20 protein-coding genes and 1 riboswitch are annotated in these 20,484 nt (G+C 39.0%); of the genes, 16 read left to right on the plus strand and 4 right to left on the minus strand.

From position 1 onward, the window contains the following. The first annotated feature begins 28 nt into the window (after positions 1–28). The 12 genes from hpf (at position 29) to B7697_RS04920 (ending at position 15,078) form a co-directional block, all read left to right on the plus strand. Positions 29–577 carry a ribosome hibernation-promoting factor, HPF/YfiA family gene (hpf, locus tag B7697_RS04865; RefSeq protein ID WP_004255322.1) on the plus strand — a complete coding sequence of 183 codons (549 nt, stop codon included), beginning with the start codon at positions 29–31 and terminating at the stop codon, positions 575–577. 135 nt (positions 578–712) lie between these two features. After that, complete coding sequence (locus B7697_RS04870; RefSeq protein ID WP_084950615.1) at positions 713–2,686, plus strand: DHH family phosphoesterase; 1,974 nt, start codon at positions 713–715, stop codon at positions 2,684–2,686. Next, positions 2,683–3,135, plus strand: coding sequence for a 50S ribosomal protein L9 (gene rplI, locus B7697_RS04875; RefSeq protein WP_084950616.1), 453 nt, complete (start codon positions 2,683–2,685; stop codon positions 3,133–3,135). The genes B7697_RS04870 and rplI overlap by 4 nt, the downstream gene beginning before the upstream one ends. A 43-nt stretch (positions 3,136–3,178) precedes the next feature. Beyond that, positions 3,179–4,531 (plus strand): replicative DNA helicase, encoded by a 1,353-nt coding sequence (dnaB, locus tag B7697_RS04880; protein WP_004255325.1) that lies wholly within the window; start codon positions 3,179–3,181, stop codon positions 4,529–4,531. A 1-nt stretch (position 4,532) separates the two neighbouring features. Next, entirely contained in the window at positions 4,533–4,799 is a 267-nt protein-coding gene (locus tag B7697_RS04885) for a Veg family protein (protein ID WP_001278169.1), read from the plus strand. An 88-nt stretch (positions 4,800–4,887) separates the two neighbouring features. Next, positions 4,888–6,006 carry a choline binding-anchored murein hydrolase CbpD gene (gene cbpD, locus B7697_RS04890; protein WP_084950618.1) on the plus strand — a complete coding sequence of 373 codons (1,119 nt, stop codon included), beginning with the start codon at positions 4,888–4,890 and terminating at the stop codon, positions 6,004–6,006. Between the two features lie 210 nt (positions 6,007–6,216). Continuing rightward, positions 6,217–9,267 carry an SIALI-17 repeat-containing surface protein gene (locus tag B7697_RS04895; RefSeq protein ID WP_084950619.1) on the plus strand — a complete coding sequence of 1,017 codons (3,051 nt, stop codon included), beginning with the start codon at positions 6,217–6,219 and terminating at the stop codon, positions 9,265–9,267. A 118-nt stretch (positions 9,268–9,385) separates the two neighbouring features. Further along, positions 9,386–12,019: a DNA polymerase I gene (polA, locus tag B7697_RS04900; protein ID WP_084951492.1), complete on the plus strand. Its 2,634-nt coding sequence runs from the start codon at positions 9,386–9,388 to the stop codon at positions 12,017–12,019. Between the two features lie 102 nt (positions 12,020–12,121). Further along, a riboswitch (TPP riboswitch) is annotated at positions 12,122–12,224 on the plus strand. 68 nt (positions 12,225–12,292) lie between these two features. Next, positions 12,293–12,583 carry a thiamine-binding protein gene (locus B7697_RS04905; RefSeq protein ID WP_000647659.1) on the plus strand — a complete coding sequence of 97 codons (291 nt, stop codon included), beginning with the start codon at positions 12,293–12,295 and terminating at the stop codon, positions 12,581–12,583. Then, on the plus strand, positions 12,546–13,304 hold the full coding sequence (locus tag B7697_RS04910; protein ID WP_192851475.1) for an ABC transporter permease: 759 nt from the start codon (positions 12,546–12,548) through the stop codon (positions 13,302–13,304). Before B7697_RS04905 ends, B7697_RS04910 begins: the two co-directional genes overlap by 38 nt. Positions 13,305–13,342: 38 nt before the next feature. Continuing rightward, positions 13,343–14,350: an ABC transporter substrate-binding protein gene (locus B7697_RS04915; protein WP_049501969.1), complete on the plus strand. Its 1,008-nt coding sequence runs from the start codon at positions 13,343–13,345 to the stop codon at positions 14,348–14,350. Beyond that, a complete protein-coding gene (locus B7697_RS04920; RefSeq protein ID WP_000136219.1) occupies positions 14,350–15,078 on the plus strand; it encodes an ABC transporter ATP-binding protein in 729 nt (242 codons plus the stop codon). The genes B7697_RS04915 and B7697_RS04920 overlap by 1 nt, the downstream gene beginning before the upstream one ends. Positions 15,079–15,234: 156 nt before the next feature. Here B7697_RS04920 and B7697_RS04925 read toward each other — a convergent pair whose 3' ends face one another. The 4 genes from B7697_RS04925 to B7697_RS09415 all read right to left on the minus strand — a co-directional run bounded on the left by B7697_RS04925 (position 15,235) and on the right by B7697_RS09415 (position 18,430). Beyond that, complete coding sequence (locus tag B7697_RS04925; protein ID WP_061864809.1) at positions 15,235–16,401, minus strand: tyrosine-type recombinase/integrase; 1,167 nt, start codon at positions 16,399–16,401, stop codon at positions 15,235–15,237. A gap of 289 nt (positions 16,402–16,690) precedes the next feature. Then, positions 16,691–17,587, minus strand: a complete 897-nt coding sequence (locus B7697_RS04930; RefSeq protein ID WP_084950621.1) for an Abi family protein — start codon at positions 17,585–17,587, stop codon at positions 16,691–16,693. 86 nt (positions 17,588–17,673) lie between these two features. Further along, a complete protein-coding gene (locus B7697_RS04935; protein WP_084950623.1) occupies positions 17,674–17,943 on the minus strand; it encodes a DUF4177 domain-containing protein in 270 nt (89 codons plus the stop codon). 34 nt (positions 17,944–17,977) lie between these two features. Then, a complete protein-coding gene (locus B7697_RS09415; RefSeq protein ID WP_239822293.1) occupies positions 17,978–18,430 on the minus strand; it encodes a helix-turn-helix domain-containing protein in 453 nt (150 codons plus the stop codon). A gap of 200 nt (positions 18,431–18,630) precedes the next feature. Here B7697_RS09415 and B7697_RS04945 point away from each other — a divergent pair, with 200 nt between their 5' ends. From B7697_RS04945 to B7697_RS04965, 4 genes are all read left to right on the plus strand, one after another. Continuing rightward, positions 18,631–18,831 (plus strand): helix-turn-helix transcriptional regulator, encoded by a 201-nt coding sequence (locus B7697_RS04945; RefSeq protein ID WP_084877174.1) that lies wholly within the window; start codon positions 18,631–18,633, stop codon positions 18,829–18,831. Positions 18,832–19,070: 239 nt separating this feature from the next. Continuing rightward, positions 19,071–19,673 carry a Rha family transcriptional regulator gene (locus B7697_RS04950; RefSeq protein ID WP_084950625.1) on the plus strand — a complete coding sequence of 201 codons (603 nt, stop codon included), beginning with the start codon at positions 19,071–19,073 and terminating at the stop codon, positions 19,671–19,673. Positions 19,674–19,684: 11 nt separating this feature from the next. Continuing rightward, positions 19,685–19,945, plus strand: coding sequence for a hypothetical protein (locus tag B7697_RS04955; protein ID WP_084950627.1), 261 nt, complete (start codon positions 19,685–19,687; stop codon positions 19,943–19,945). A 338-nt stretch (positions 19,946–20,283) separates the two neighbouring features. After that, positions 20,284–20,484 (plus strand): hypothetical protein, encoded by a 201-nt coding sequence (locus tag B7697_RS04965; protein ID WP_084951496.1) that lies wholly within the window; start codon positions 20,284–20,286, stop codon positions 20,482–20,484.

Genomic DNA, 20,484 nt, shown 5'->3' on the forward strand with positions numbered 1-20,484 from the left:
CAAAAATGTTTAGAAAGAAGGTACTCATATGATTAAATATAGTATCCGTGGTGAAAACCTAGAAGTAACAGAAGCAATTCGTGATTATGTAGTTTCTAAACTCGAAAAGATCGAAAAGTATTTTCAAGCTGAACAAGAGTTGGATGCTCGAGTAAACTTGAAGGTGTATCGTGAAAAAACGGCTAAAGTGGAGGTGACGATTCCGCTTGGTTCAATTACTCTTCGTGCAGAAGATGTGTCTCAAGATATGTATGGTTCAATTGACCTTGTAACCGATAAAATTGAACGTCAGATTCGTAAAAATAAAACAAAAATCGAGCGTAAAAATAAAAACAAGGTAGCAACTAGTCAATTATTTACAGATGCTTTGGTGGAAGATACAAATGTTGTCCAATCTAGAGTTGTTCGTTCAAAACAAATTGATTTAAAACCAATGGATTTGGAAGAAGCTATTCTACAGATGGATTTGTTGGGACATGATTTCTTTATCTATGTGGATGTTGAAGATCAGACAACCAATGTGATTTATCGTCGTGAAGATGGCGAGATTGGCTTGTTAGAAGTTAAAGAATCTTAATTTCAATATGTGTAAAGGAAGGTTTACTAAATTGTAAACCTCCTTTTTCTTATAATTGATAGAATTACTGATTACACTTTTAAAAAGTCGCTTTTTGGTGGTTATTATGGTATAATGGGTGCCAAGAGGTTTGGAATGAAAAAATTTTATGTAAGTCCTATTTTCCCCTTAATATTAGGAATAGTGGCGTTCGGAGTGCTATCTGTGCAACTTGTTTTTGTAACGAATACACTGGTAACGCTATTTCTTTTGCTACTTATTTTGGGTTCATATATTTTACTATTCATCCATCAGAGAGACTACTACTCAAAGAGTGAAGTAGAACAAATCCAGTATGTAAACCACCAAGCTGAAGATAGTTTGACAACCTTGTTAGAACAGATGCCTGTCGGAGTTATTAAACTAGACTTATCGTCAGGTGAAGTTGAGTGGTTCAATCCTTACGCTGAATTGATTTTGACTAATGAAGTGGGCGAGATTGATGTTGCATTAATTCAAACAATTATAAAGGCTTCTGTGGGGAATCCAGGTTCTTATGCTACCTTAGGTGAAATCCGTTATTCGGTTCATATGGACAAGGTATCTGGAGTTCTTTATTTCTTTGATGTGTCTGGAGAATACGAAGCGACTGTTGAGTTAGTGACAAGTCGACCTGTGATTGGGATTGTCTCCGTTGACAACTATGATGACTTAGAAGATGAAACATCGGAGTCTGATATCAGTCATATCAATAGTTTTGTAGCCAATTTTGTTTCAGAATTTGCTGGGAAGCATGCCATGTTCTCTCGTCGAGTGAGTATGGACCGCTTTTATCTATTTACGGACTACACGGTGCTTGAGGGCTTGATGAATGATAAATTTTCTGTTATTGATGCATTCAGAGAAGAGGCGAAACAGAGACAGTTGCCCTTGACCTTAAGTATGGGATTTTCTTATGGTGATGGAAATCATGATGAGATAGGGAAAGTTGCATTGCTCAACTTGAACTTGGCTGAAGTGCGTGGTGGCGACCAAGTGGTTGTCAAGGAAAACGACGAAACGAAAAATCCAGTTTATTTTGGTGGTGGATCTGCTGCCTCAATCAAACGTACACGGACCCGTACGCGTGCTATGATGACGGCTATTTCAGATAAGATTCGTAGTGTGGATCAGGTTTTTGTAGTTGGTCACAAAAATCTAGATATGGATGCTCTTGGCTCTGCTGTAGGTATGCAGTTATTTGCTAGTAATGTAACAGAAAATAGCTATGCTATTTATGACGAAGAACAAATGTCGCCGGATATTGAACGAGCTGTTTCATTCTTAGAAAAAGAAGGAGTTACAAAGTTGTTGTCTGTTAAGGACGCAATGGGGATGGTGACCAATCGTTCTTTGTTGATTCTTGTAGACCACTCAAAGACAGCTTTAACTTTATCAAAAGATTTTTATGATTTATTTACCCAAACCATCGTCATCGACCACCACAGACGGGATCAGGATTTTCCAGATAATGCGGTTATTACTTATATCGAAAGTGGTGCAAGTAGTGCCAGTGAGTTGGTAACGGAATTGATTCAGTTCCAGAATTCTAAGAAAAATCGTTTGAGTCGTATGCAAGCAAGTGTTTTAATGGCTGGTATGATGTTGGATACTAAAAATTTCACCTCACGAGTGACTAGTCGGACATTTGATGTTGCTAGCTATCTCAGAACGCGCGGAAGCGATAGTATTGCTATCCAGGAAATGGCTGCGACGGATTTTGAAGAATATCGTGAGGTCAATGAACTGATTTTACAGGGGCGTAAATTAGGTTCAGATGTACTGATAGCAGAGGCTAAGGACTCGAAATGCTATGATACAGTTGTTATTAGTAAGGCAGCAGATGCCATGTTAGCTATGTCAGGTATTGAAGCGAGTTTTGTTCTTGCGAAGAATACACAAGGGTTTATCTCTATCTCAGCTCGCAGTCGTAGTAAGCTGAATGTACAACGGATCATGGAAGAGCTGGGAGGTGGAGGCCACTTTAATTTGGCAGCAGCTCAAATTAAGGATTCAACCTTGTCAGAAGCAGGTGAAAAACTGACAGAAATTGTATTAAATGAAATAAAGGAAAAGGAGAAAGAAGAATGAAAGTAATCTTTTTAGCAGATGTTAAAGGAAAAGGAAAAAAAGGCGAAATTAAGGAAGTACCAACAGGGTATGCACAAAACTTTCTTATCAAAAAGAATTTAGCAAAAGAAGCAACTGCTCAAGCTGTAGGTGAACTTCGTGGTAAACAAAAATCAGAAGAGAAAGCTCACGCTGAGATGATTGCAGAAGCAAAAGCAATTAAAGACCAACTAGAAGCAGAAGAAACGGTTGTAGAATTTGTTGAAAAAGTTGGTCCAGATGGCCGTACTTTTGGTTCTATTACCAATAAGAAAATTGCAGAAGAATTGCAAAAGCAATTTGGAATTAAGATTGATAAACGTCATATTCAAGTACAAGCTCCGATTCGAGCTGTTGGTTTGATTGATGTACCAGTGAAAATCTATCAAGATATTACAAGTGTAATCAATCTTCGTGTGAAAGAAGGGTAAATTTACACTTTCTTGACAAGATTGTAAAAGGAAGGGAAGTCTGATGGCAGAAGTAGAAGAGTTACGAGTACAACCTCAAGATATCTTAGCTGAGCAATCCGTTTTAGGGGCTATCTTTATTGACGAGAGTAAGCTTGTTTTTGTGCGAGAATATATTGAGTCTCGGGACTTTTTTAAGTATGCCCATCGTTTGATTTTCCAAGCTATGGTCGATTTATCCGATCGTGGCGATGCTATAGATGCAACAACGGTTCGTACCATTCTTGATAATCAAGGTGATTTACAGAATATTGGTGGCCTGTCTTACTTGGTTGAGATTGTCAATTCTGTGCCAACTTCTGCTAATGCGGAGTATTATGCTAAGATTGTTGCAGAGAAGGCCATGCTACGTCGATTAATCTCCAAGTTGACAGAGTCTGTCAATCAAGCTTACGAGGCTTCGCAACCAGCTGATGAAATCATTGCTCAGGCAGAAAAAGGCCTGATTGATGTCAGCGAAAATGCTAATCGAAGTGGATTTAAGAACATTCGAGATGTGTTGAATATCAACTTTGGAAATCTGGAAACTCGCTCGCAACAAACGACCGATATTACAGGTATTGCGACAGGCTATCGTGACTTGGATCATATGACGACTGGACTTCATGAGGAGGAGTTGATTATCCTAGCAGCCCGTCCAGCGGTTGGTAAGACAGCCTTTGCATTGAATATTGCTCAGAATATTGGGACTAAGTTGGACAAAACGGTTGCTATTTTTTCACTCGAAATGGGTGCGGAAAGTCTAGTGGACCGTATGTTGGCGGCAGAAGGCTTGGTGGAATCGCATTCTATCCGTACGGGTCAATTGACTGATGAGGAGTGGCAAAAATATACCATTGCTCAAGGGAATCTAGCTAATGCAAGTATCTATATCGATGATACGCCAGGGATTCGGATTACAGAGATTCGTTCTCGTTCTCGTAAACTGGCTCAAGAAACTGGAAATCTTGGTTTGATTTTAATAGACTATTTGCAGCTTATCACGGGAACTGGTCGGGAAAATCGTCAACAAGAGGTTTCAGAAATTTCACGTCAGTTGAAAATTTTAGCTAAGGAACTGAAGGTTCCAGTAATCGCTCTAAGTCAGCTTTCTCGTGGTGTAGAACAACGTCAGGATAAGAGACCGGTCTTGTCTGATATTCGTGAATCGGGGTCTATTGAGCAGGACGCTGATATCGTAGCCTTTCTTTATCGCGACGATTACTATGAGCGTGGTGGTGAAGAAGAGGAAGGCATACCAAACAATAAGGTAGAAGTTATTATCGAGAAAAACCGTAGTGGAGCTCGTGGAACAGTGGAATTAATTTTCCAAAAAGAATACAATAAATTTTCAAGTATCTCAAAGAGGGAGGCATAAGATGTCAGATGCATTTACAGATGTAGCCAAGATGAAAAAAATCAAAGAAGAAATCAAGGCACATGAGGGACAAGTCGTAGAAATGACCTTGGAGAATGGTCGTAAGCGCCAAAAAAATAGATTGGGGAAGCTAATTGAGGTTTATCCATCCCTATTTATCGTTGAATTTGGAAACGTTGAAGGAGATAAACAAGCTAATGTTTATGTTGAATCCTTTACTTACTCAGATATCCTTACAGAAAAGAATTTGATTCATTATCTTGACTAAAGTGAGAAATTTTCTCACTTTTTCTTTTTTCTCCGAATAATTTAAGTGAAGGCAATCTTCGATTTATATTATTTTTTAAGGAGGAAGAATGAAAATTTCACCATTTACAGTAACAGAGACAGGGTTTTCTTTTAGAAAATCAGTTAAAAAGGTTGTTCCTTTTTTAGTAGTAGGATTGATGCTAGCAGCGGGTGATAGTGTATATGCTTATTCTGGAGGGAATGGATCGTTTGCGCGTGGGGATGACTATCCTGCTCATTATAAAAATGGGAGCCAGGAGATTGATAAATGGCGCATGTATTCTCGTCAGTGTACTTCTTTTGCAGCCTTTCGTTTGAGTAATGTCAATGGTTTTGAGATTCCGGCGGCTTATGGAAATGCGAATGAATGGGGCTATCGTGCTCGTCGTGAAGGGTATCGTGTAGATAATACACCAATGATTGGCTCCATTGCTTGGTCTACTGCAGGAACTTATGGTCATGTTGCTTGGGTGTCAAATGTAATGGGAGATCAGATTGAGATTGAAGAATACAACTATGGAATAAGGGAATCTTACAATAAGCGCGTCGTGAAGGCCAATACTATGACCGGTTTTATTCATTTTAAAGATTTGGCTGCTGGCAGTGTTGGAAATAGTCAAACTTCAGTTTCCGCAGGAGGAACACATTCTTTCAAGGCTAAGGCTGCTATCAAAAATCAGCCTCTAGCTAGCGCAACTGCAATTGATTACTATTATCCTGGGGAGAATGTTCATTATGATCAAATTCTAGAAAAAGATGGATACAAATGGTTGAGTTATACGGCTTATAACGGAAGTCGTCGCTATATCCAGCTAGAGGGAGTGACTTCTTCACAGAATTATCAGAATCAATCAGGAAATAGCTCTAGCTATGGATCCAATAGTAGTTCAACTGTTGGTTGGAAGAAAATAAATGGTAGTTGGTATCATTTCAAATCAAATGGCTCTAAATCAACAGGTTGGTTGAAGGATGGGTCTAGCTGGTATTATTTGAAATCATCTGGTGAAATGCAGACAGGATGGTTAAAGGAAAATGGGGTTTGGTATTATCTGGATAGTTCAGGGGCAGTGAAAACAGGCTGGTACCAAGTATCTGGTAAATGGTACTATGCTTATAGTTCAGGAGCTCTTGCTGTCAGCACTACAATCAATGGTTACACAGTAAATGCCAACGGTGAGTGGGTTTAAAATCGTAAAATTTACTATAGAAAATGTAAATAATGAAAAGAAAACAAAAAGAAAGCTTATAAAATAGACTTTCTTTTTTCTGTTATGGAGGTATATTTGAAAATCAACATAAGTATATAATTGTATAAATAAAATACCCCATTACTTGATTATGTTTTTAGAAAGTGTTACAATGGACTCGAATATGATTTTATAAAAGGGGTTTCAAAAATGGATAAAAAGAAAATGATTTTAACTAGCTTAGCAAGTGTTGCTGTTTTGGGAGCGGCATTTGTTGCATCTCAACCGTCAGTCGTGAAAGCTGATGATAAACCAACAGCTACTCAACCGATTGGAGAAACTAAACCTACACCTGCTGCTGAAACTCCAAAAACTGAAGTAGAAAAAGCTAAGGAAGCTGAAAAAGAAGCTAACGCTAAAGTTGATGCAGCTCAAGAAAAAGTAGATACAACAACTACTATAGCAACTGATGCAACTACTAAACTTGAAACAGAGAAAAAAGAAGCTGCTGAGGCTGATGCTGCAAAAACTAAAGCTGAAGAAGCTAAGAAAATGGCTGACGATGAATTAGCTAAAGCAAAAGAAGAAGCTGCTAAAGCTGACTCTAAAGCAAAAGAAGAAGCCGCAAAAGAAGAAGCAGCTGCAAAAGAAGAAGCAGAAGCTAAAGAAGCTTTAACTGAAGCTTTGAAACAAATTCCTGATAACGAATTGCTTGACAAAAAAGCAAAAGAAGAATTATTGAAGTCTGTTGAGTCTGGTGAATTAAATGCTTCTGATATTCTTGCTGAGTTAGCAGATGATGCTGAAAAAGCACAAGATACTAATCCAACAATTAAAACAGAAGCTCCTGTATCTAAGGACAAGCTTCCTGAAGAGGTGCAAGCGGGAATTGAGGAAGGTGAAGCAGCGGATGCTGCTCGTCCTGAATCAGAAAAATTGCAAGACAAAGCTGATGATTTAACTGAAACAATTGAAAACTTAACGGATGATGCTGAGAAATTAAAAGCCGATGCTGAAAAGAAAGCTGAAACACTAAAAAAACAGGAAGATACTTTAAAAGAAGCAAAAGAGGCTCTTAAATCCGCTAAAGATAATGGATTTAGTGAAGATATCACAGCACCGTTAGAAAAAGCTGTAACTGCGATTGAAAAAGAACGTGATACTGCGAAGTCTGAATTTGATGAAGCTGATGAAAAAATTCAAGCTGCTGCAGCTGAAATTCAAGATTTAACTGAAAAACGTGATAATCTTCTTGAAGAAGTAAAAAAAGCAGAAGCAAAAGAAGCTGCAGAATCAGCTAAACCAGCAGAAGAAACTCCAGAGGAAGAAGCTGAACCAACCGAAGCTGAAAAAGCTGCTAAAGCTAAAGCAGAGGCTGATGCTAAAGTTGCTGAATTAGAGAAAAAAGTAGCTGAAGAAGCTAAAAAGGTTGAAGAAGCTACAGCGAAAGCTAAAAAAGAAGCTGCTGATGTAACTGCTGCTGAGACTGCAAAAACAGAAGCAGACAAAGCTCAAGCTGACGCAGAAGCTGAATTAGCTAAGGCTAAAGAAGAAGCAGCTAAAGCAAAAGCTAAAGTTGAAGAAGAAGTAAAAAAAGAAGAAGACGCTAAAAAAGAAGAAGCAGCTAACTTAGAAGCTTTGAAAGGTGCTTTAGAGCAACTTGAAAAAAAAGCTGAAGATAAAGTCAACAAGGATGATAGCATCAAGCCAGAAGATAAAGCGAAAGCTATCGAAGAAGAAAAAGCTGAAATCGGTAAAGAAGCTTTACTAAAAGCGATTGAAGATGGAGTTCTTACAGCTACTCAAGCTATAGATGAATTCCTCAACGATGCCGACACAAAAGATAAAGCTCCTGAAGCTTATAAAACTAAAGAATTAACTGCTGACGAAACTAAAAAAATTGAAGAAGCAGCTAAAAAAGAAGCTTCTAAACCAATTGTCAAAAAACTTACAGACATTGCTGATGATTTAGCTGAAAAAATTGAAAAATTAACTAAAGTAGCTGAGGAAGATAAAGCTGACGCTACTGAAAAAGCTAAGGTAGTAGAAGAGAAAAATGCTGCATTAGAGAAACAAAAAGAAACTTTAGAAAAAGCTAAAACTGCTCTTGAAACTGCTAAGAAAAACAATGCGGATCAAGCTATCCAAGATGGATTGCAAGATGCTGTAACTAAACTAGAAGCTTCAGTTGCTTCTGCTAAAACTGTCGCTGATGAAGCTCAAGCTAAATTTGACGAAGTTAACGAAGCTGTAAAAGCATACAAATCTGCAATCGATGAGCTAACTGACGATTACAACGCAACTTTAGGTTATATCGAAAACTTAAAAGAAGTTCCTAAGGGTGAAGAATCTAAAGACTTCGAAGGTGGAGTAAATGATGATGAAGCAACTACTGAGCCTGCTAAGGAAGCGGATGAGGTTCCAACGGTTCCTAATGCTCCAGAATTCAATGGTGGGGTAAATCCTGCTGACGCTCCTACAGCTGAAGAAAAACCTGAATTCAACGGCGGAGTGAACGATGAAGAAGCGCCTACAACACCAGCAACTCCAGAGTTCAATGGTGGGGTAAATGATGCTGACGCTCCTACAGCTGAAGAAAAACCTGAATTCAACGGCGGAGTGAATGATACAACACCTCCAACTGAAAATACTCCAGAGTTCAATGGTGGTGTAAATGATCCTGAAGCTCCTACTGTTCCTAACAATCCAGACGGAGAAGCTCCAAAACCAACTAAACCTGAAACTTCAAACGGTGATGCACTTGTTCAACCTGAACTTCCAGCATTTAAAGGTGGAGTTAACGCTGTTGAAGCTGCTGTTAATGAAGTTCCAGAATATACAGGAGGCGTTAATAGTGTAGAAGCAGCAATTAACGAAGTTCCAGAATATAAAGGTGGTGCTAATTTTGTCTTAGCAGCTGTTAACGAAGTTCCAGAATATACAGGGCCTTTATCTACAAATGGTGAAGACGCTACAGTGAATAATGTTCCTGAATATGGAGAAACAGGCGCACCAGCAATTAATGAAGTTCCAGCGTATGCAGAAACAGGCGCACCAGCAATTAATGAAGTTCCAGAATATACTCTTACAACAGCAGGTACTAACAAGGATAATACTTATCAAGCACCAGCACCAGCAGCAAAAGCAGAAGATAAAAAAGAACTTCCAAATACTGGTGGTAAAGATAATGTTGCAGTTGCATCATTGGGATTCCTTGGATTGTTCCTTGGTGCTATTCCATTTGTGAAACGTAAAAACTAATTCATTTCGTAGTTTGCAAGAGAAGGAATAACTTCCTTCTCTTTTGTATATTATCTTAGTTTCTCTCAGGGAATTCTTCCCAATGGTATTTTTTGGTGCTTTCCTTTATAATGGGTGTATGGATAAGAAAAAATTATTATTGATTGATGGGTCTTCTGTTGCTTTTCGGGCGTTTTTTGCGCTCTATCAGCAGTTGGACCGTTTTAAGAATGCGGCTGGCTTGCATACCAATGCGATTTACGGTTTCCAGTTGATGTTAAGTCATTTATTGGAGCGGGTTGAGCCAAGTCATATTTTGGTGGCTTTTGATGCGGGAAAGACGACCTTCCGGACAGAGATGTATGCGGACTATAAGGGTGGTCGGGCTAAGACTCCTGATGAGTTTCGTGAGCAATTTCCCTTTATTCGTGAGTTGCTGGATCATATGGGGATTCGTCACTATGAGTTGGCTCAGTATGAGGCAGATGATATCATTGGGACGCTGGATAAGCTAGCAGAGCAGGATGGTTTTGATATTACCATTGTCAGTGGGGACAAGGATTTGATTCAGCTGACGGATGAGCATACGGTGGTTGAAATTTCCAAGAAAGGTGTGGCTGAGTTTGAGGCCTTTACGCCAGACTATCTTATGGAAAAGATGGGCATTACACCGACGCAGTTTATCGATCTCAAGGCGCTCATGGGTGATAAGTCGGATAATATCCCTGGAGTAACCAAAATTGGTGAAAAGACAGGTATCAAGCTCTTGCTGGAGCATGGCTCACTCGAGGGGATTTATGAGAATATCGATGGTATGAAGGCTTCTAAGATGAAGGAAAATCTCATCAATGATAAGGAACAGGCCTTTTTGTCAAAAACACTGGCGACCATTGATACCAAGGCACCGATTGAGATTGGTTTGAAGGATTTGGTCTATAGTGGTCCAGATGTGGAAAATCTTGGGAAATTCTACGATGAGATGGGCTTCAAACAGCTCAGACAGGCCTTAAATGTGTCATCAGCTGATGTCGCTGAGAGCTTGGATTTCACTATTGTTGACCAAATCAGTCAAGATATGCTGAGTGAAGAGTCTATCTTCCATTTTGAGCTTTTTGGTGAGAATTACCATACGGATGATTTGGTTGGTTTTGCTTGGTCTTGTGGCGATAAGCTCTATGCCACAGATAAGCTTGAACTTTTGCAAGACTCGATTTTCAAGGATTTTCTAGAAAAAACACCTTTGAGAGTTTATGACTTTAAGAAGGCCAAAGTTCTCTTGCATCGTTTTGATGTGAATTTGCAGGCGCCTGCTTTTGACAGTCGCTTGGCTAAATACCTCCTTTCGACTGTGGAGGACAATGAAATTGCGACCATCGCGAGTCTCTACGGTCAGACTTACTTGGTTGATGATGAAACTTTCTACGGTAAGGGTGTCAAGAAGGCCCTTCCTGAACGCGAGAAATTCTTGGAACACTTGGCTCGGAAGATTGCAGTTTTGGTCGAAACAGAGCCTATTGTGCTTGAAAAACTCAGCGAAAATGGGCAATTAGAGCTTCTTTATGATATGGAGCAACCTCTGGCTTTTGTCCTTGCCAAGATGGAAATTGCTGGGATTACGGTTAAGAAAGAGACCTTGCTTGAGATGCAGGCTGAAAATGAGCTTGTTATTGAAAAACTGACTCAGGAGATTTACGAACTGGCTGGTGAGGAGTTTAATATCAACTCGCCTAAGCAGTTGGGCGTGCTTCTCTTTGAAAAATTGGGGCTACCTCTAGAATACACTAAGAAAACCAAGACAGGTTATTCGACAGCGGTGGATGTGTTAGAGCGCCTGGCTCCTATTGCTCCGATTGTTAAGAAAATCCTCGATTACCGTCAGATTGCCAAGATTCAGTCTACTTATGTGATTGGCTTGCAGGACTGGATTTTGGCTGATGGCAAGATTCATACTCGCTATGTGCAGGATTTGACCCAGACAGGGCGTCTGTCTAGTGTGGATCCAAACTTGCAAAATATTCCTGTTCGCTTGGAGCAAGGGCGTCTTATTCGGAAGGCTTTTGTGCCTGAGTGGGAGGATAGTGTCCTGCTTAGTTCGGACTATTCACAGATTGAATTACGTGTTTTAGCGCATATTTCTAAGGATGAGCACTTGATTAAGGCTTTCCAAGAGGGGGCAGATATCCATACTTCGACAGCTATGCGGGTCTTTGGCATTGAGCGTTCTGAGGATGTGACTGCAAACGACCGTCGCAATGCCAAGGCTGTTAACTTTGGAGTGGTTTACGGGATTTCAGATTTTGGTTTGTCTAATAATCTGGGCATCAGCCGTAAGGAGGCCAAGGCTTACATTGATACCTACTTTGAACGCTTCCCAGGTATTAAAAACTACATGGATGAAGTGGTGCGTGAGGCGCGTGATAAGGGCTATGTAGAGACCCTCTTCAAGCGTCGTCGTGAGTTGCCGGATATCAATTCGCGTAACTTTAACATTCGTGGTTTTGCAGAGCGGACAGCTATCAACTCTCCTATCCAGGGGTCGGCGGCAGATATTCTCAAAATTGCCATGATTCAGCTGGATAAAGCCTTGGTTGCAGGGGGGTATCAGACTAAGATGCTTCTGCAAGTGCACGATGAAATCGTCCTTGAAGTTCCTAAGTCTGAATTGGCAGAGATGAAAAAATTGGTGAAACAAACTATGGAAGAAGCCATTCAACTCAGTGTTCCTCTTATCGCAGATGAAAATGAAGGGGCAACCTGGTACGAGGCTAAATAAAAAAGCTATATAGAGTTTGAAACACTTGTTTTCAAACTCTTTTTCATGTTTTTCTGTAAGCAGTTTCCTTGACATTTTTTTTGTTTTGCGCTATCATATGTCCATATAATATATGGGAGTCTGTGTACAGTCTGAGAGGAAGCGTTAAGCTTCGACCGCACCTGATCTGGGTAATGCCAGCGTAGGGAACGATACTTAGTCTATTCTTGACCTTTTCCATATATGGTAAAGGTTTTTCTTTTTATCAAAGGAAAACGAGAAGAGGAGGTTTTTATGAAAGCAAGCATTGCCTTGCAAGTTTTACCCCTAGCACAGGGGATTGATCGGATTGCTGTTATTGATCAGGTCATTGCTTATCTACAAGCTCAAGAAGTGACCATGGTGGTGACACCATTTGAAACGGTCTTGGAAGGGGAGTTTGATGAGCTTATGCGCATTCTCAAAGAAGCGCTGGAGGTGGCAGGGCAGGAGGCAGATAATGTCTTTGCCAATGTCAAAATAAATGTAGGAGAGATTTTAAGTATTGATGAGAAACTTGAAAAGTATACTGAGACGACACATTAGTCTATTGGGCTTTATGGGGGTCTTGTCAATCTGGCAGTTAGCAGGTTTTCTTAAACTTCTCCCCAAGTTTATCCTGCCGACACCTCTTGAAATTCTTCTGTCCTTTGTTCGTGATAGAGAATTTCTCTGGCACCATAGCTGGGCCACCTTGAGAGTGGCTTTACTGGGGTTGGTTTTGGGAGTCTTGATTGCCTGTCTCATGGCTGTACTTATGGACAGTTTGACTTGGCTTAATGACCTGATTTACCCAATGATGGTGGTCGTCCAGACCATTCCGACCATTGCCATAGCTCCTATTCTGGTCTTGTGGCTAGGTTATGGGATTTTGCCCAAGATTGTCTTGATTATCTTGACGACAACCTTTCCCATCATCGTCAGCATTTTGGACGGTTTTAGGCATTGTGACAAGGATATGCTGACCTTGTTTAGTCTGATGCGGGCAAATCCTTGGCAAATTCTGTGGCATTTTAAAATCCCAGTCAGCCTGCCTTACTTTTATGCAGGTCTGAGGGTCAGTGTCTCCTACGCCTTTATCACAACAGTGGTATCTGAGTGGTTGGGAGGCTTTGAAGGACTAGGTGTCTACATGATTCAGTCCAAGAAACTGTTTCAGTATGATACTATGTTTGCTATTATTATTCTGGTATCGATTATCAGTCTTCTCGGTATGAAGCTGGTTGATGTCAGTGAAAAATATGTTATTAAATGGAAACGTTCGTAGAATAAGAATGTTTCTGAAAAAGAAAAGAGGAAATTGAAATGAAGAAAACATGGAAAGTGTTTTTAACGCTTGTGACAGCTCTTGTAGCTGTTGTGCTTGTGGCCTGTGGTCAAGGAACTGCTTCTAAGGACAACAAAGAGGCAGAACTCAAGAAAATCGACTTTATCCTAGACTGGACACCAAATACCAACCACACAGGGCTTTATGTGGCTAAGGAAAAAGGCTACTTCAAGGAAGCTGGAGTAGATGTAGACTTGAAACTTCCGCCAGAAGAAAGTTCTTCTGACTTGGTTATCAATGGCAAGGCACCATTTGCAGTGTATTTCCAAGATTACATGGCGAAGAAATTGGAAAAAGGCGCAGGAATCACTGCCGTTGCAGCTATCGTAGAACACAATACATCAGGAATCATCTCTCGTAAATCTGACAATGTAGCTAGTCCAAAAGACTTGGTTGGTAAGAAATACGGAACTTGGAATGACCCAACTGAACTTGCTATGTTGAAAACCTTGGTAGAATCACAAGGTGGGGACTTTGAGAAGGTAGAAAAAGTACCAAATAACGACTCAAACTCTATCACACCGATTGCTAACGGTGTCTTTGACACTGCTTGGATCTACTACGGTTGGGATGGTATCCTTGCAAAATCTCAAGGTGTAGATGCTAACTTTATGTACTTGAAAGACTACGTTAAAGAATTTGACTACTACTCACCAGTTATCATCGCAAACAACGACTACCTTAAAGACAACAAAGAAGAAGCTCGCAAAGTCATCCAAGCTATCAAAAAAGGTTACCAATATGCCATGGAACATCCAGAAGAAGCAGCTGATATCCTCATCAAAAATGCCCCTGAACTCAAGGAAAAACGTGACTTTGTCATCGAATCTCAAAAATACTTGTCAAAAGAATACGCAAGCGACAAGGAAAAATGGGGACAATTTGACGCAGCTCGCTGGAATGCCTTCTACAAATGGGATAAAGAAAATGGTATCCTTAAAGAAGACTTGACAGACAAAGGCTTCACCAATGAATTTGTGAAATAATGACAGAAATTAGACTAGAACACGTCAGTTATGCCTATGGTCAGGAGAGGATTTTAGAGGATATCAACCTACAGGTGACTTCAGGAGAAGTTGTTTCTATCCTAGGTCCAAGTGGTGTTGGTAAGACTACGCTTTTCAACTTAATTGCGGGGATTTTAGAAGTTCAGTCAGGGAGAATTGTCCTTGATGGTGAAGAAAATCCCAAGGGGCGCGTGAGTTATATGTTACAAAAGGATCTGCTCTTGGAACACAAGACGGTGCTTGGTAATATCATTCTGCCCCTCTTGATTCAAAAGGTGGATAAGGCAGAAGCTATTGCTCGCGCAGATGAAATTCTTGCGACCTTCCAGTTGACAGCTGTAAGAGATAAATACCCTCATGAACTCAGTGGTGGGATGCGCCAGCGTGTGGCCTTGCTTCGTACCTATCTTTTCGGTCACAAGCTCTTTCTCCTAGATGAAGCCTTTAGCGCCTTGGATGAGATGACCAAGATGGAACTACACGCTTGGTATCTGGAGATTCACAAGCAGTTGCAACTGACAACATTGATTATCACGCACAGTATCGAGGAGGCCCTCAATCTTAGCGACCGCATCTATATCTTGAAAAATCGTCCTGGGCAGATTGTTTCAGAAATTAAACTAGATTGGTCTGAAGATGAGGACAAAGAAGTTCAAAAGATTGCCTACAAACGTCAAATCTTGGCAGAATTAGGCTTAGATAAGTAGAGAAATAGGGAGTTGGTGAAGATTATTCTTTACCAGCGCCCTTTTTCTTTTAAAAATGAGAAAATTTCGGTATAATAGTCAATTATACCGAAATCATTCTATAATCGTTGATACATAAGGGTTTTATGTATCGCTTTTTTTATTTTGTGGACTTTTTTAAGAACTTTTTATTTTTTCGAGGGCAGTTTCAAAGAATGAGACTGCTCTTTTTTGGTTCTCTTTTGATAAATGGCTGTAAGTGTCCATGGTTACAGATATTTTTGCATGGCCAAGTCGTGTCTGTATCTCCTTGTAAGGTAGACCAGCATTAAGCAAGATACTAGCGTGAGTGTGTCGGAAAGCATGAAAGCCTAAATCAGTACAGTTAGCGTTTTTTAAGTGCTTATGTAGGCGATAATCAACCTTTCGAGTATTGACATAGTTGTCAAAGCTATCAGAGAATACTTTCTCATAGGTTAAGCCAATGTTTCTACCGTTTTCCGCTTGTCTCGCTCGGTAGAGACGAAGCATGAGCACTGTTTTATGATCGATATCTAGAACTCTATAGCTTGATTTTGTCTTAGGAGTGTTTACCTGGTTTAAAATGTTGAGTGTTTTGTTGATATCGATCGTTCCGTTCTGCAGATCAATATCAGACCATTCCAGGGCCAGACATTCACGGATGCGCAGGCCAGTAGCTAGGAGCGTTTTATAAAGCACAGTATCATAAAAATTGATAAAGGTATTTTCTAGGTTATCGAGATAGGAGAGGAAGTTTTTAAGTTCCTGATCTTGAAAGTATTTAATTTCTTGTTTATCTCTAGTTATCTTTCTAGGAATGACAACATCACGAGCAGGGTTATTGTCTAATGCTTGGATGGAAACCCCATACTGTAGTATACGTTTATTTAAGGCATGAAGATGATTGTATTCTTTATACCCCGTTCCGTCCTGATTATACTCATCTGCCCATTTATTTACCTGAGTTTGGATAATGACAGGTGTAAGTTTATCTAGTTTGTAAGTACCAAATGAGGGCAAGAGGTAATTATTTAAGCAACCTTTTATCTTTATCTGCGTATTAGTCTTTATGGTATGTTGGTAGGTTTGCCAGAATAAGTCCACAAGTTCGCTATAGGTTGTTATATGTGAGCGTTGTTTCCGTGTAGAGCCGTTTTTCTCAAATTCTACCTTAGCCTGGGTGGCCTTGTTTTTGAGTTCTTTCTTTGTTCGTGCTGATATGGTAGTCTTGACCTTCTTACCAGTCACAGAATCAATGCCAAGATAGATACTAGAGCGGTAGACTGCTGATCCGTCTTTTTTCGTGTGTTGTGTAATTTTCATGGTTTAACTCCTTTTTCCATCAGCAGGCAAGCAATTAGAAAAGGTTTTGAGTTTGTACCATGCGAGGAGCTACGAGAACTCCTCTATTTTCGATTTTAAGCAGTCAGACGGTAAATAATACCAGAGTATGAAACAAGGCGGATATGGGGCTTATATGGGGAATAGAAAAAGTGTATCAACTAAAAAGCTGATACACTTATTTTCTTGTTGTAACCCTGACCTATATAGAGATACAGGCATAGAGCAGTGTAACCCAAAAGGGTTTCTTTTACGATTAAGAAATATAATATCACTTTTTAGAAATTTTTACAAGTGTTTTAACAAAATTTATGTAGATTTCTACAATTTTCGGATTTTGTTTGTAGTAATCTTCATGTTTTTTAGCACGTTTTGCAATTTTGATAAATTCTTTAAAACGCTGTTTTCCTAGTGCTTTACTACAATATTCACGATGCAATACTACGAGGGAAAATATATCATGTATTTTACGATATTTTATAATATCCCGAGAGATATTAAGCATAGAAGCAAGAGAAGTAATAGAACTTGAAGGGGATAGTGTTTGCTCTAACACATCCACCAGTATAACATTGCTATGGGCGCAAGCGTTACGAATATGGCGAGCATATTTCCCTAACTGCTTCGCTTTTTTTAGCCGTTTATTGCTTGGATATTTATCACAGTACATTTCAACCAAGTAGCATAGATTCCCAAAGTCCATGACTTCAATCAATACCCATATAGGGATATCATTTTTATGTTTGATATAAACGTTTTTTAGGTAATGATTTTTTGATAAAGCGTTTTTAGTATTTGTAAACCCTATAGGATTATAGACAGCATAATCCTTTACTATATCGTATCCATCAACTTTTGGATTTTTCGTTATAACATCCATTAGAGCAGTTTTGATACTATGTTCAACGTCCAGACAAATATCCATTAGGAAGTAACGTATCTGCATATCAATTACAGCCAGGTCAGCTAACGTCGCAAATTCTATATTATATTTACCATCTATTTTATTGAAAAGTTTTCGATAGCTCGATATTTTATAGTAGTAGTTCCGTGTTTGTAATATATCTTTAGCAGTGTTCTGATCAAAAATATTGAACAGAATACCATTTGCGACCATCTTATCAATTAATGCTTGGTAGCTTAAAAGTTGTTTTCTTGTATCGTCCATTATTCTCCTTTCTGTTAATCAAACCTGCAAATTCTCTCCATTTTCGCGCATAGTAGATGAAAATTAAGATATGTTGTATAAAGGTTTTATAGAATCTTCTCAAAAACCATTGTAGCCTGGATACGGTCTCCACCGCCTAAACCTTTGCTTCCACCATTGGCGGTTGTGATTGTATGCAGGCGGTAGCCTTTTGAAGCTTGTTTATTGATAACATCTTCTAATTCTGTAAGGTTTCCTGATCCAGTACCGAAAAACTTTTCTTTTAAAGTTACCTGGAGTACAACGTAGTGTAGTCCATTTACTTCAGATGCAGTAGAAAAGCTTCCTTCTTGTTTTACAGTGTCAAAAAATCCCATGGGGTTTACTCCTTATCAGTATTTTCAAATAATATTACTTGTCGTTATTTTTTTTAAATGATACTGCATCTTTCTTTGCGAATTTTTTTGCAATAGTTCTAAGCAGTTCTCTTTCATCATCGGTGCAGAAAAAGTAGTTAAGCATCAATTCTAGAGCGAATGGATCAAGATGCTTTCTTAATTTTTCATAGTCATAAAAATCTAAATCGGTTTTTGACAATTGCATATAGTCAAATTCTTGCCATGAACGATACTCTCTTGGTGTTGGGATGTAACCATCAAATGGGTCTTTTTTACTATTTGAGTAATTTAGCAAGTAGGCAACACTTACTCCAAAGAAATCAGCTAATTGTTTTGCTTTTTCTGGTTTGATTTGGCTTTCTTCATTTTCCCAATTTTGAAGAGTTCGATAATGAACTCCGATATTTTCAGCTAATTCCTTTTGGGATAGCTTTTTCTCTTGTCTTAATTCTTTTAATCTATTCATGTTTTTCACGCCTTTCATAGATGATTATAAACTATTTTTTCAAAAAGTACATTTTTTTTGTGTAAATTTTAAAAAAATAGTTGACATCAGAAAAATAATTGTGTATTATACAATCAAGCACAGGAAAAATGTGCATAATCCAATTTTTCACACTTTCAATCTATTCGTGGAGGGAGATTTTCTAAGAAAGGAGGGAACCTATGAGTAAATTAAAAGGCTATCGGGTTATGTTAGGGTTTACACAGCAACAGATGGCGGACAAGTTAGGTATTTCTTTGCAGTCTTATAACAACAAAGAATTAGGAAAAACACCATTCAATGACAAAGAACGCCTAGCGATTAAGTCAATGGTTGCAGAAATCAAATCAGACATAACCATAGATGAACTATTTTATAGTTAGAAAGGAGCAACACAATCGTAATACTATCTTACATTTATAAATTTCTCATGTGGTGCTTTAGCACTGGGGATTGATTTATCAGACTAGCTAATTTTTGCTAGATTCAGGTGCTTGCTACCTATGGCAGTATCAAGGGTTTGTAGGGGTTTATTCTCTCCTAAATTTTCCCTACCTCAATGATTTACTTTGGTACTGTTTTAGGTGGCAAGCACGAACAACAAGAAGAAAGGAGCGAACCAATGGAACTGGTTTACATGGACGGCAAGAAAGAGCCGTATACTACGAGTGAGATTATCGCTGAATGTGCTGAAATTAAGCACAGACATTTGAAGATTTTGCTGAATAAACACCGAGAGGACTTTGAGAGTTTTGGAAAGGTGACATTTAAAATTTCACCTTCAGAGAGTGGGCAAAATGTACGGGATTATATTTTGAACGAGCAACAAGCAACATTGCTGATTACTTACTTACGAAATACAGAACCCGTAAAAGAGTTTAAGAAGAACCTGGTCAAAGCCTTTTTTGAAATGCGTAATGAAATTTCTAAACGCTATCTTCAAAGAGAACTGGAAAAGCCAAAGCGCAAGACCTTAACCGAAGCTATCAAATCATGGGAGAAAGCGCCCAAGCATGCCTATAGTACACTTACAAACTTACTGTTAAAGGGAGCGACAGGGAAGAATAAAGCGCAACTCATGAAGGAGCGAGAAAGTAAGAACGGTATTGATGGCTTGACAAGTGTAGAATTGAAAAACTACCAACATTTGGAAGATATGGCAATAGTTATGATTAACTTGAATAGGGGGTATTCAGAAATTAAGGAATTAATTTTTAAAGTATAGGAGTATAGAAAATGGAAAATGATTTTAAGACAGTTACAAATGCCAAAGGGTTAGAAATTCCTAAGTATCCCAAGGATTTTAAAAAGCTAGTTGAGAAAGACAGACAACTAGCTGAATATCTTTGTATGAACTACGAGAACCTGGAGAGTGAAGACCTGGGCGCATTTCTTGAAACGGTGGAGCAGGGATTCAGCTGGATTCTAGATCTTATCGATAGTAAAGACTTGCTTTATAAACCACAGTCAGGTAGTAATCATGCAAAAAGAAAATAAAAAAAATCACTTGCTCAAATTTTGGCCAAGGCGAGCAAGCGACACAATTCAGAGTATAGAAATTTTTTCTATGCTCTGATTATAGCAAAAAATATCTATTCTATCAAATATCTAAAGAAAAACCGAAGAGCAGGCAAGCAATTAGAAAAGGTTTTGAAAATCAAGTGCTGACAGGGTGATTCTAAGACCTTGTTTAGCTGAGAGATGGGTAATTACTCACGAAACACCGCTATAAGCGTTCGCCAACTTGGGGCAATCGCCCAGCGTTTGGAGTGGTGAAGCATACCATATAGAAAACAGGCAAGAAAAAGGACAAGGAAAGGCTAATGGAGAAAAATATGACTCTAAATCTAGATAACATGACACAATCAGAATTTGACAACCGAATTACTGAAATCAAGGATAGAAATCCGAACCTCTTTCAGTTCATCATTGACTTTTTAGATGATAAAGTAACTCCAGAAGAGGTGTACGACTTTCTGAAGATGGAGCGAAGCTATCAAGTAAATTATATCAAGAATTACCAAGCGAGGGCATAG

Source organism: Streptococcus mitis, from assembly GCF_002096895.1.
Taxonomy (GTDB): Bacteria; Bacillota; Bacilli; order Lactobacillales; family Streptococcaceae; genus Streptococcus; species Streptococcus mitis_AH.